11 protein-coding genes are annotated in these 12,331 nt (G+C 64.2%); 2 read left to right on the forward strand and 9 right to left on the reverse strand.

What is annotated here, in order from left to right; all coding sequences use genetic code 11:
• Positions 1 to 47: 47 nt before the first annotated feature.
• The 9 genes from ACFSM0_RS11550 to ACFSM0_RS11590 form a co-directional block, all read right to left on the reverse strand.
• Positions 48 to 785 (reverse strand): SDR family oxidoreductase, encoded by a 738-nt coding sequence (locus ACFSM0_RS11550; protein ID WP_377390467.1) that lies wholly within the window; start codon positions 783 to 785, stop codon positions 48 to 50.
• Positions 782 to 2,113, reverse strand: coding sequence for an FAD-binding oxidoreductase (locus tag ACFSM0_RS11555; RefSeq protein ID WP_377390469.1), 1,332 nt, complete (start codon positions 2,111 to 2,113; stop codon positions 782 to 784). The genes ACFSM0_RS11550 and ACFSM0_RS11555 overlap by 4 nt, the downstream gene beginning before the upstream one ends.
• Position 2,114: 1 nt before the next feature.
• On the reverse strand, positions 2,115 to 2,537 hold the full coding sequence (locus tag ACFSM0_RS11560) for a GtrA family protein (RefSeq protein ID WP_377390471.1): 423 nt from the start codon (positions 2,535 to 2,537) through the stop codon (positions 2,115 to 2,117).
• A gap of 332 nt (positions 2,538 to 2,869) precedes the next feature.
• Positions 2,870 to 3,100 carry a tautomerase family protein gene (locus tag ACFSM0_RS11565; RefSeq protein ID WP_377390473.1) on the reverse strand — a complete coding sequence of 77 codons (231 nt, stop codon included), beginning with the start codon at positions 3,098 to 3,100 and terminating at the stop codon, positions 2,870 to 2,872.
• A 107-nt stretch (positions 3,101 to 3,207) separates the two neighbouring features.
• Positions 3,208 to 4,203 (reverse strand): NAD-dependent epimerase/dehydratase family protein, encoded by a 996-nt coding sequence (locus ACFSM0_RS11570; protein WP_377390475.1) that lies wholly within the window; start codon positions 4,201 to 4,203, stop codon positions 3,208 to 3,210.
• A gap of 223 nt (positions 4,204 to 4,426) precedes the next feature.
• A complete protein-coding gene (locus ACFSM0_RS11575; RefSeq protein WP_377390477.1) occupies positions 4,427 to 5,545 on the reverse strand; it encodes an HlyD family secretion protein in 1,119 nt (372 codons plus the stop codon).
• Between the two features lie 57 nt (positions 5,546 to 5,602).
• Complete coding sequence (locus ACFSM0_RS11580; RefSeq protein ID WP_377390479.1) at positions 5,603 to 7,255, reverse strand: MFS transporter; 1,653 nt, start codon at positions 7,253 to 7,255, stop codon at positions 5,603 to 5,605.
• Positions 7,248 to 7,661, reverse strand: coding sequence for a MarR family winged helix-turn-helix transcriptional regulator (locus tag ACFSM0_RS11585; protein ID WP_377390481.1), 414 nt, complete (start codon positions 7,659 to 7,661; stop codon positions 7,248 to 7,250). The genes ACFSM0_RS11580 and ACFSM0_RS11585 overlap by 8 nt, the downstream gene beginning before the upstream one ends.
• 572 nt (positions 7,662 to 8,233) lie before the next feature.
• Positions 8,234 to 10,078, reverse strand: coding sequence for an ABC transporter ATP-binding protein (locus ACFSM0_RS11590; RefSeq protein WP_377390586.1), 1,845 nt, complete (start codon positions 10,076 to 10,078; stop codon positions 8,234 to 8,236).
• A 269-nt stretch (positions 10,079 to 10,347) separates the two neighbouring features.
• On the opposite strand from ACFSM0_RS11590, the gene ACFSM0_RS11595 reads away from it, so the two are divergent.
• Both ACFSM0_RS11595 and ACFSM0_RS11600 read left to right on the forward strand, forming a co-directional pair.
• Complete coding sequence (locus ACFSM0_RS11595; RefSeq protein ID WP_377390483.1) at positions 10,348 to 11,355, forward strand: ABC transporter permease; 1,008 nt, start codon at positions 10,348 to 10,350, stop codon at positions 11,353 to 11,355.
• Positions 11,348 to 12,259, forward strand: coding sequence for an ABC transporter permease (locus ACFSM0_RS11600; protein WP_377390485.1), 912 nt, complete (start codon positions 11,348 to 11,350; stop codon positions 12,257 to 12,259). Before ACFSM0_RS11595 ends, ACFSM0_RS11600 begins: the two co-directional genes overlap by 8 nt.
• Positions 12,260 to 12,331 lie beyond the last annotated feature (72 nt).

Consider the following 12,331-nt stretch of genomic DNA (forward strand, 5'->3'; position numbering starts at 1 on the left):
GGGAGCCTTAATGCCAAAGAGGCGAAGGCTCTCCGTGTCCAGCGCTCTCAGAGCGACATTTTCTTGAAGATCGGCTCGGGGATCGCGCGGATGACCGCCATGATCATGCGCCAGACGGGCCGCACATAGATCACGTTGCGCCCGGTCGCGACGGCCTTGACGATGGCCAAGCCCACCTCCTTGGGCTCCGCCGTCAGTGCCGCCGGAAGGTCCATGCCCTCGGTCATCTTGGTGTTCACAAAGCCCGGCAGAACGGTGACGACATGCACCCCCTTTCCGGCCAGACGGTTGCGCAACCCTGACAAAAAGGCGGTGAACCCCGCCTTGGCGGAGCCGTAAACATAATTCGTGGCCCGTCCGCGCAGGCCCGCCACCGACGAGATCCCCACCAGCGTGCCCGAACCGCGCGCCGCCATCCGGTTCGCCAAAGCCGCCATGATCAGCGCGGGCCCTTCGAAATTGGAGCGCAGCACAAGCGCGCTCTGCTCCATGTCGCGCTCGTTTTCCGATTGCGCTGTCATCAGGCCAACGGCGATCACGGCCACCGCTGGCAGGGCGGGCAGCGCATCGAGAAAGGCGGCATGGCCCGCGGTGTCGAGCACGTCAAAGGCATGCGTGCTCACCTCGACATTGTAGCGCAGGGCAATATCGGCGCGGTCGGGCTCCAGAGTGTCGGCACGGCGCGCGGCAAGCTGGATGGGATGCCCCGCGGCAGCAAAGGCATGCGCAGTGGCAAGACCAATATCGGACCGGGCACCGAGAATGAGAACGGGAGCTTTCGTCAAAGATCCAACCTTTCGGATTGCTGGGAGCGCAGCGCCGCCGCACAGCCATGGCTGCGCCGCCATTCGGCAAATTGTGCCGCGCGCGGATCGGCCGCGTGCAGCGTGGCCGCCTCCATGCGCGAATCCTTGGCAAGATAAAAGCGCCCGCCATGGGCAAGGGTGATCGCATCGAGCCGGTCCAGAAGCGCAAACGTGCTGCGGCGCACCGGGAAATCGAGCGCGAGCGTGTAGCCCTCCATCGGGAAGGAAAACGCGCTCTCCTGCGCGCCAAAGCGTTTCAGCACGGCAAGGAAGGAGCCGGTTCCGGCGGCGGCGATGGTTGCGAGCAACTCGGTCAGCCCCGCCTCGGAGGCGGCCAGCGGCAGCACGCATTGATATTGCGCAAAGCCCTTGGCGCCGTAGATCCGGTTCCAGTTGTTGATCGCATCGAGCGGATAGAAATAGCTGTCCCAGTCAACGATGCTGCGGCCTTCGGCGGCAAGCCCCTTGCGATAGTAAAGCGCGTTGAAGGCGCGCAAGGTCACGCGGTTGAGCGCCCAGGACGGGAAATCCAGCGGCACCGTCAGCTTGCGTTTGCGCGGCCAGTCGAGCGGGCGCAGTGCATAGTCATCGCGCAGCGCTTGCGGGCGGGCGTGTTCTCCGAGCATCACCAGCGAACGGCCAAGCGCGCGCCCGCTGGCCAAGCAATCAATCCACGCGACAGAATAGGTCGCCTCGTGGTTCGCCTCGAAAATCGCGATCGCCTGCGCGAGGGTCGCCGCCGGAAGCATGCGCTGCTCGATCCAGGCGCTTTCCACACGGCGCAGCCGGATCGCGGCGCGCAAGATCACCCCCGTCAACCCCATCCCGCCGCAGGTCAGATCAAACAGGGTCTCGTTTTCGGTTGGCGCGCATCGCAGCACCGCGCCATCGGCGGTCATCAGGTCAAGCCAGGCCACCGAGGCCCGCATCGCGCCATCCTTGTGGTGGTTCTTGCCATGCACATCGGAGGCAATCATGCCGCCGATCGTCACATGCCGGGTGCCGGGCGTGACCAGCGGAAACCAGCCCCGCGGCAGAAACGCCGCGATCACATCGCCCAGAAGCGCGCCTGCCTCAAGGATCAAGATCCCCGTTTCCGGGTCGAAGGCGATCATCCGGTTGAAATGACGGGTCGAGAGCGTGGCCACGCGCCCGAGCGCGCTGTCACCATAGGAGCGGCCATTGCCCCGCGCCACCACGCCCCGCCCCGCGCCAAGACTGCGGCGGATCTCGTCTTCGGAGCGTGGCGCCTCAAGGTGGGAGTGATGGGTCGGAAAGCGCCCCCAACCTTGAAGTTCGGTTCTCATTTCAGGCCGTTTCCCGCAGGCTGGAGCGATTGAAGACAAAGCGTCGGTCCAGATTGTACTTCACCACATAGCCTATCGCGAGGCCAATCACGGCACCGGTCTCGCGCATCGCCTCGGTGCGCCAGATCGCCCAGAACCCCGCTTCCATGCCCCAAAAGAGGGCCGTCGTGACGAGGCCCATCATCGTGTAAAGTGAAAATTTCTGCCCGTGCTCCCGCAGTGAAGTGGCGCGATCATCGAAGATCCAGTGCTTGTCGAGCAGGTATTTCACCACAAGCCCGGCCAGCGTTCCCACGGCGAGCGCGCAGATCAAGCCGACCGGGCCCTGCCCCACGAGTAGCACGCCCCGCTGCGCCCCGAGGTTGATCAGGGTCGCGATCATCGCAAAGGCGGCGTAGCGCAGCACGAGCGTCGACAAGGTCAAAGAGGGGCTCCCGGCATGGTGCGGGAAGAGGCCCCGCAAGCACCGCAAATACGTGCCTTGACGGGCTATGTCACGGTTGCAGGTGCTTTTGCGCGGATTTGGCGGCCTCGAAGTGACGGCGCATATTGCGCGAACGCGCGGCCCCAAAGGCCCCGCCTGCGCGGCAAGACCTTGGCGCAGCCCCTTTTCAGATCGCCCCGCCCGGTGTGAGGAGCCCGACGACCGTTCGGATCGGCCTGCCAAGGGATCTCTCCCTATGGAACGCGGTTTCCCGCCACGCGTCTTGGTGAGGGGCGCGGAAGGTCGCCCGCGCCGCGCCCCTCCGCGGCGCCTCAGGGGCGTTTGTAGCCCGGTTTTTTGTAAAGATGATCGAGGTTCGGAGCGATCTCGGGGTCGTAGACCTGCGTGAACCACTCCGCCTGCGGCACATCCTCGATGGCCACCGAAATCGCGTCTTCCGAAGTCCCGAGCGTGTTCATCAGCGCTTCGGCAAGGTGCTTGGCAAGGTCGTGCTTTTGGTCCTCCGTGCGCCCGGTGGCGAGTTTAACGGTGATATGCGGCATGGTTTTTCCTGTTTTGTCCATGTTTGGCCTGCGGTGCCGGGGGCGTCGCAGGCGTGTTGATGGCCGTCGCACCGCCCGAGGGGCGTTCGGCGGCCCCTTGGTCGAGGTCAGATCCGGCCCGTGGCGCGCTCCCTGTCGAGCCACGCCACGAGGCGCCGCATCCCCTCCTCGATATCGACTTCGGGCACCCAGCCAAGCTCGCGGCGCGCCTTGTCATTGCTGGCGCCAATGCGCGTCACGACCGGGTTGGCGATCCGCGCCGCATCGGCCCTGTACTGCGGCACAAGATCCGAACCGCAGGCTTTCAGCAGCGCCGCGATCAGCGTGTTGAAGGGGGTATCGACACCGCTCGTGATATTGTAGGCGCCGTTTTCATGTGCCTCCATCGCGGCAAGGTTGGCGCGTGCGGCATCCCCGATATAGATGAAATCGGCGACGTTGGTGCCATCGCCCTCGATCACCGGCGGCTCTCCTGCCCGGATGCGTTCCCAGGCATTGACGATGCGGGTGGCATCAATCGCGCGCCGGTGCTGGTTCTCGCCGTAAAGGTTCGAGTAGCGCAGCGCCGCATAACCGAGGCCGTATTGCGTGTGATAATGCTGACACAGCCCCTCGCCCACGATTTTGGTGCCGGAATAAAGCGCAAGGCCGGTGCCAAGGCCGTTCCAGTCAAACGGCGCATCCTCGGTGCAGGGCTGCGCGGTGATGCGCCCATAAACGCCCATCGAAGAGCTGAAAATCACCTTTTCGACGCCTTGCACACGCGCCGCCTCAAGAACGTTCTGGAAGCCGCGCACGTTCACGTCGAGCCCCATCCAGGGGTTGGCCAGAAGCGGCCCGCCAAGGAAACCCGCGACGTTGAACACCCCGGCCGTGCCCTTGAACGCGTCAAGCAATTCGTTGAGGCGCAGCATGTCGCCGCGCACAAAGGTGCAGCGCGGATCGGCGAGCATATCCTCAATGGCATGGGGGCTGCCCAGAGAGAGGTTGTCGAGCAAGACCACCGTGCCCGCCCCCGCGCAGAGTAACTGGCGCGCGATATTCGAGCCAAGCAGGCTCGCGCCCCCGACGATGACGAATTTATTGTTGGCGATTGCGGGCATGGTATCCTCGTGAATGGATATCGCTCAGGCGAGTCAATGGCTTGGCGATAGCGCTATCGCTCCCATCTAATCCGCATTCGGGCGGGCGCAATGCATGCATGGCGGCGTTGCGCGACGCCCATGGCGGGAGGGCGCGGGGCGCGGAACACCCCATCGTGGGGCGAGCTGCATGCCCCCCCCAAAGCGCAGGGCACCAGAAGGCTCCCCCCCCCGGTGCCGGTGCTCACCGGGTCGCCGCCGCCGCAGAGGAGATCGGCGCGAAGCTGATCGTGTTTGCGGGCAGTTCCGCCGCGCTCACAGACGAGGGGCCGGCCGTGTCGATCCGCACCACGACCGACATGCCCGGAACCAGACGGCCAGCCAGCGGCTGATCCGGGTCGATGCGGATTCGCACCGGCAGGCGCTGGGTGATCTTGGTGAAGTTCCCGGTCGCATTGTCGGATTTCAGAACGGCAAATTCCGAGCCCGTGGCCGGGGAGAACCACTCGATCGTGCCATGCAGTTCGACATTGTCGAGCGCGTCAACGGTGAAGGTGGCCTTCTGGCCGATGGTCATCCCCGCGATCTGGGTCTCCTTGAAGGCTGCAGAAACCCAGCGGATATCCGGCACCAGCGTGCCGATCTGCGTCCCCGCGGAGACATATTGGCCGACCCGGGCGGCAACCTCGCCGAGGGTGCCGTCCTCGGGTGCGGTGATGCGGGTATTCTCGAGGTCGATCTCGGCCAGACGCAGCGCCGCCTGCGCGCCGTCGACCGCCGCCAGCAAGGACTGTTTTTCGATTCCGTTCGAGGCCAGATCCTGCTCGGCGACCTTCAGCGCCGCCGCGGCCGACTGTTCCGATGTCTGGGCCGCGAGATAGGCGACCTGGGCATCGTCGGCGGTCGTCTTGGTGACCACGCCCTTCACGAACAGCGCGGAGAACCGCTCCGAGGCGGCCTTCTGGGTTGCGAGATCCTGCTTGGCGATGTCGTACTTGGCCCGGGCCGAGGCGAGAGTGGCCTCGTCGGACACGCGATCTTGCGCGTTGTTGGCGAGCGAGGCCTGCGCGGCCTCAAGCGAGGCCTGCGCCTGCGCGACCTTCTGGCGAAAGATCCGGTCATCGATCTTGACCAGCAGATCGCCCTTCTTGACGCGCTGGTAATCTTGCGCCGGAACCGCGTCGATGAGCCCGGCGATCTGCGGGCTGAGGAAGGTCACCTTGCCGCGCACATAGGCGTCATTGGTGGTCTGGGCCGCGCTGGTGAACGGCGGCAGCCCGAAGGCGAAGAGCACAAGAACCACCCCTCCGATGCCGGCAAGGGTCGCGACATAATTCGTGGGGGAACGGAAGAACTGGAACATCTGACGCACTCGCGAAGCAGGTGGGGGGGCGGGTTGGAACGGGGGGCTGGCGGAGGATCAGGCCGGGGTCGGGGCTGCGACGGCGGCCTGCCGGCGCGCTTTGTAGCGCTTCCGGCCTTCTTGAAACAGCAGCGCGGCGAGCGCCACCAGGGCAAGGCAGCCCGAGACGAAGAAGGCGTCGCCATAGGCGAGCGCATTGGCCTGGCGGGTTGCGGCCGTGCCCAGAAGCGAGACGCCCTCGGCAGAGCGGATGATGGGGTCGGTGATGGTCGAACGCAGCTGCCCCGCATATTGCGACAGGCGCTCGCTCACCAGCGGATCGACCGAGGACAGGCGCTGCACGATCGCGTGGGAATGGTATTGCTCGCGCAGCGTGACGAGGCTGTTGAACAGCGCCGCGCCAATGATCGCCCCGATCCTCTGGGTGGTCAGGAACACGATCACGAAGCTCAGCAAGTTGTGCGCGCCGCGGCGGAACGTGACGATCAGCCCGTTGGCCATGGTCGGCGGCAGATAGAGCCCGCTGGAAAAGCCGATCAGGATCTGACTGGCATAGAGCTGTTCCGGTCGGGTCAGAACGGTGACATTGGCACACATCATCGAGCCGATGGCGAGCAGGACAAGCGCAATCCCCTGCAGCAGCGCGTGGCGATCCGGCCGCATGATCACCGCAGAGGTGGCCCCGGCCACGATCATCGACAGCAACACCACCAGGTAGAAGCCCGAAAGCTGCTCTGTCTGCAGCCCCATCGCCCGGAAGAAGCCGACCGCGCCGGCGCTCTGCTCCGAAAGGATCAGGCGAAACAGCAAAAGAACACCGGCGAAATGCAGCATTTCCGGCGATGTCAGCCAGCGGACGTCGATGAACGGATTCTTGCGGTTGAGCTCCATCAGCACGCTGATCAGGCCGCAGAGGAGGCCGCCCGCCAGCACCCAGCCGAGCCAGGGCGTTTCCACCCACCAATAGCTGACGCCAAGATAGCCGACCACGGCCAGCGAGCCGAGCCCCGTCGCGATGAAACCATAGGAGACGAGATCCACCCAGTGCAGCACCTTTTCGCGCGGGGGCGAGGGCAATGGCAGCATGTAGATGAGCCCGAAGCAGATCATGCCCAGCCCCATCTCCAGCAAGTAGGTTGTGGTCATGCTGCCCGTCTCAAGCAGGATCGGCGAGAGCAGCCCGGCCACGGGGGTGGATATGAACAGCGCGGTGAGCGCCACGCTCACCCCCAGGCTCAGGCGCAGCTTGGGCGCCAGAGGGTCCATCATGTAGAGGAAGGCGAGCGAAGAGAGCGGCGCAGCGGTGACGCCGGCAAGAAAGCGCAAAACCAGCGCCGACTGCAGCGTATCGGCAAAGAACAGTTGCAGCGCCGCCACGGCCACGAACACCGCGATCGCGACTTCGGCAAAGTTGCGCAGCCCGTATTGGGCACGGAGCTTGAACACCATGAGGGTGAGGCTTGCGGTCGGGGCGAGATAGGCGGCAAGCAGCCAGGTCATCTCCTGGCTGGTCGCTCCGAGCACCCCGGAGATCTGGGTGGCGTTGGCCGAGATCAGGCTCATGCCGAGGCCCTGGGTCAGGGCGATGATGACCGAGGTGCCCATGTAGCACAGCGCCAGAAGCGGCGGTTTCAGCAACCCGGTGGGTGCCGCCGCCGGAGGCTGGTCCGGCGCCACAGCCGGAGCGGTCTTGGCCTCGGCCTCAGGCATGATGATCCCGTCCCTCGTTCGATTGCCGGTCGATCCGCTCGGACACGGCTTCCATCAGCTCAACCGCCGCGCGCAGGGACTCTATATCGGTACAGGCAAAGAAATCCTTACGCAGATCAGCCCCCAACCTCTGGACCAGCTGCGCCTGAACCCTGCCGTGATCGGTCAGCACAATGATATTCGCGCGCCGGTCGTTCGGGTCGGGCTCGCGGCGGATCAGGTCGATCTCGGCCATGCGGTCCAGCATTCGCACGAGCGTGGGCTTTTCCAGTTCAAGTTCGCAGGCAAGCTCGCTCTGTGTCATGCCCGGCCGCTGCGCGAGGCGCAAAAGGGCGCGGCCGCGCGGATAGGTGAGCCCATGTTCGAGCAGCCGCGCGTTGAACGCGGTGCGCAGTTTGCGGCTCAACCGAGTCAGCGCCTCAAGGAAGTCCGCGCTCGGTTTATGTGTGGGCTCATGCATCAGGGGGCGGTACCGTCTTCGCGCTATTTGTGTAGCGCACTAATTATATTCGTGCTCATAAATAGAGGGAGACACGGCGCCGGCAAGAGCGGATGCGCGCAGTGCAGCCATGCTCTCTCGTATGTGATCCGGCCGCGCGGCGGGGCTTTGCACGCGCGCAAGTATCGTTTGCTGGACGACGCGGCGGTAAAAGTCTTTTGCGAAGCATATGCGGCAGCGCGGAACCGGCTGGAGAGGGCGGCGGATGCCGGGCGCGGGCTGGGAAGAAGGCGCCCGGACTATGGCCGAAGTTCGCAGCAACGCTGTTGTGCATAATCCCGCGCGGAGAATGCGCCAGCCTCGGGCAACGGAGATGGCCCCGGAATCCTGGGATCGTCACCACTGACGGGCGGTCGGGGCACCGGCGCAGAACGCTCGCGTCAAGCGCACGTTCAAACCGCGCGCCGGGGGCGGTTACGCGGGAGAGAAGTTTGCGCCGCCTTGGGCAAACTCATGGTGCGCCAAAGGCGGGCACGCGCCTAGCTGCGCAACACCAGATGCCCCGGCGAGATCTCGTCATAAGACGACATCGGCACATCTGCCCCGACCGGATGGATCGGCGTGCGCAACGGGAGATAGTGACGCGCCTCCCCAATCGAGCGCCGTGCGGGGTCTGCAATCGGCACCGCCCCGAGTAGCGCTTTGGTGTAGGGATGGCTCGGGTTCTCGAAGATCTCGGCGCGCGTGCCAATTTCGACGATACGGCCGAGATACATCACCGCAACGCGGTGGCTAATCCGCTCCACGACCGACATGTCATGGCTGATGAACAGGAAGGCGATCCCGAGATCTTCCTGTAACTCCATCAGCAAGTTCAACACCTGCGCCTGCACCGACACGTCAAGCGCCGAGACCGCTTCATCGGCAATGATCAGCTTGGGGTCGAGCGCCAGGGCCCGCGCGATTGCCACCCGCTGGCGCTGGCCGCCAGAAAGCTCATGCGGATAACGCCCAGCAAAGGCTGCGGGCAGGCGCGCGCGCTCGAACAACGCCTCGACCCGTGCCTGCAGCGCCGCCCCCGAAAGCACGCCGTAATTGCGCAGCGGTTCGGCCACCTGATCAAACAGCTTGAGCTGCGGATTGAGGCTCGCATAGGGGTCCTGAAAGATCATCTGCATGCTGCGCCGCATCTCATGCAGTTCCGGCGTGGTCTGCATCAGCACATCGCGCCCCCCCAGCCAGACCTGCCCCGACGTCGGCTCGACCAACCGCAGAATCGAGCGTCCGCAGGTGGATTTGCCGCAGCCGGATTCGCCAACGATGCTGAGCGTCTCTCCGGCATTGAGGGTAAAGCTCACATCCTCAACCGCATGAACATTCGCCACCGTCTTGCGGGTCAGTCCCTTCTTCATCGGGAAGCGGGTGGTGAGGTGCTTCACATCAAGCAGCACCTTGCGTGCGACCGCCGGCGCTTGGTCGCGCGCACGGGCGGGAACCGGTGTCTCGGTGGCGCCCTCGGTGGCGCCATATTCGATCCCCGGCATCGGCTCGGGGGCGGTCTTTCCGCGCATCTCGCCAAGTCGCGGCACCGCCGCGAGCAGTGCTTTGGTATAGGGGTGCCGGGGCGCCGCGAAGATCTGTTGTACCGGGCCCTCATCGACCTTTTCGCCGCGATACATCACCACCACGCGGTCGGCGATCTGCGCCACCACCGACATGTCATGCGTGATAAACATCACCGCAGTGCCATGTTCGCGTTTAAGGCGGTCGATCAGCGCCAGAATCTCGGCCTGAATCGTGACATCAAGCGCCGTCGTCGGCTCGTCGCAGATCAAGAGCCGCGGCTCGCAGGCCATCGCCATCGCAATCACCACACGCTGGCGCATCCCGCCCGAAAGCTCATGCGGATACTGTTTCATTCGCCGCTCTGGCTCGCTGAGTTGCATCTGGCGCAGCAAATCGAGCGCGCGCGCAGAGGCGGCCGCGGACGAAAGATCGGTATGCGTGCGGATCGCCTCCACCAACTGACGCCCGATCGTGAACACCGGGTTCAACGCGGTCATCGGTTCCTGAAAGATCATACCGATCTCGTTGCCGCGGATCTTGCGCATGCTCTTCATGTCAATCGTGGCGAGATCGCTGATTTCGCCATTGGCACGCCGAAACAGCATGTTGCCGCCAAGGATCCGCCCGCCGCCAAATTCCACAAGTCGCATCAACGACAGCGAGGAGACGGATTTCCCGGAGCCGGATTCCCCGACCACGCAGACGCATTCCCCCGGCGCGATGTCAAAGCTGACATCCTTCACGCCAAGGATTTCCCCGGCATGAGTCGGAAAGCCGATCTGGAGGTGGCGGATCGAGATCAGCGGCTGCTCGGGCATTGAGGGCTCTGGTTGGTCGAACATCTGGGCTCCCTGTCCCGGCCGAACGGGGCGGCCAAAAGTCGGTTGCCCCATATTTCCCGCCCGGACGCGTTTAGTATGTTTTGTTACATCTTGACTTCCGTGATGCGAACTTGCAAGATAAATTACATAATAAGACGACAGGGAAATCAGAACGCGCCCCCGATGCGACCCCGGGAAACCGCGCCGTCAGGCTCTGCCTTGCGGCGCTTTGCAACCGGTCCGATCGAGGCGCCTTCGGAGAAGAAATGCTTCACTACACGATCAGACGATTGCTCATCGCAATCCCGACCCTGCTGCTGATCAGCCTGGTCATCTTCATGCTGCTGGGGCTCGCGCCGGGCGACCCGATGGCGCAATTGCCGCTGACGATCCCCGAAGACGTCAAGGCGCAGATGCGCGAGGCGCTCGGTCTCGGAGACCCACTCTGGATGCGCTACCTCATGTGGCTCAAGCAGTTCTTCTGGGTCGAACCGCTGCACGTGCTCGACACGCTGTTCGACACGCAGATGGTTGAGGGCGGCCAGCGCATCCTGTCATGGCAGTCGCACGCCCCGGTGGCCGAGGTGATCGCACAGCGCCTGCCGCAAACGCTCTGGGTTGTCGGCCTTGCCTATCTTGTCGGGGTGCTGATCGCGCTGCCGATCGGCATCATCTCGGCCTATCGCCAATACAGCCTGTTTGACCAGATCGGCACCTTTGTCTCCATGATTGGTTTTTCGGTGCCGACCTTCTTTGCCGGCGTCGTGCTGATCGTGGTATTCTCGGTTCATCTGCATTGGTTCCCGTCCTTTTACGACACCCAACTGGAGGTGACGGACGGGGCGAGCCTGCTCGCGCAGATCCGCCAGATGGTGCTGCCCGTTGCCGTGATGGCGCTTTACAACGCCAGCCAGATCAGCCGCTTCATGCGCGCCTCGATGCTCGACAACCTGCGCCAGGATTATGTGCGCACCGCGCGCGCAAAAGGGCTGAGCGAGCGTGTTGTGGTGTTGGTGCATGTGCTGCGCAACTCGATGATTTCCGTCATCACCGTGATCGCGCTGGGCGTGCCGCAGATCTTTGGCGGCGCCATCATCACCGAGCAAGTGTTCAAGGTGAATGGGATCGGCGAGTTGCTGATCTCTTCGATCCAAGCCAACGACATACCAATGGTCCAGACCCTGACGTTCATCTTTGCCGTGCTGATCGTGCTGTTCAACCTGATCGCAGACGTTCTTTACGGCCTCCTCGACCCGAGGATCCGCTATGAGTGACACCTCTCTCACACAACCCGCCGCGCCACGCACCGGCAAATGGCACGATGTCTGGATCCAGTTCCGCCACCACAAGGGGGCAATGTCCGGCATGGTGGTGCTGGGGCTGATCGTGATCACCGTGGTGCTGGGGCCGTTGCTATGGCACATCGACCCGACCGAGATCGCAATGCGGGCGCGCAACAAGGGGCCTTCGCTTGCCCATCCCTTCGGCACCGACCAGCTTGGCCGCGACCTGTTTGCCCGGCTGATCGCCGGGGGCCGGGTCTCGCTGACGGTGGGGGTGACGGCGATGCTGCTCTCGCTGTCGCTCGGCACGCTGATCGGCGTCTGCGCGGGCTATTTCCGCCGCCTGGACGGACCGCTGATGCGGCTGACGGATATGTTCCTCGCGCTGCCGCTGCTGCCGTTGCTGCTCGTGATGTCGATGCTGTTTCGCGAAACGCTTGCGCGCAGCCTTGGCCCGGAAACCGGGATCTTTCTGCTGATCGTGCTCGCGATCGGGCTTACCAGCTGGATGCATACTGCGCGGCTCGTGCGCGGCGAGGTGCTGACGTTGAAGGAAAGGGAGTTCATTCTTGCGGCGCGCTCAAGCGGCACCCGCGATGGCAAGATGATCTTGCGCCATGTGCTCCCCAACGTGCTCTCGCCGGTTCTGGTTTCGGCCACGCTTGGCATCGCGAGCGCGATCATCACCGAAAGCTCGCTCTCCTTTCTCGGCCTCGGCTTCCCGCCCGATTTTCCGACATGGGGCCGGCTGTTGTTCGACGCCATTGACCAGATTCAGCTTTACCCGATCCGGGTCATCTTGCCCGGCGTGGCGATCTCGCTGACGGTGCTCTCGGTGAACTATGTCGGTGACGGGTTGCGCGACGCGATGGACCCGCGGCTGCGGGGGCGCTGAGCGTCCCCTCCCCCCACACACAGGCAGAAAACAAAAGGCCCCCACGGTTTCCCGCGGGGGCCTTTTGTTCAT

This window comes from Rhodobacter lacus (genome assembly GCF_042683065.1).
GTDB lineage: Bacteria > Pseudomonadota > Alphaproteobacteria > Rhodobacterales > Rhodobacteraceae > Rhodobacter > Rhodobacter lacus.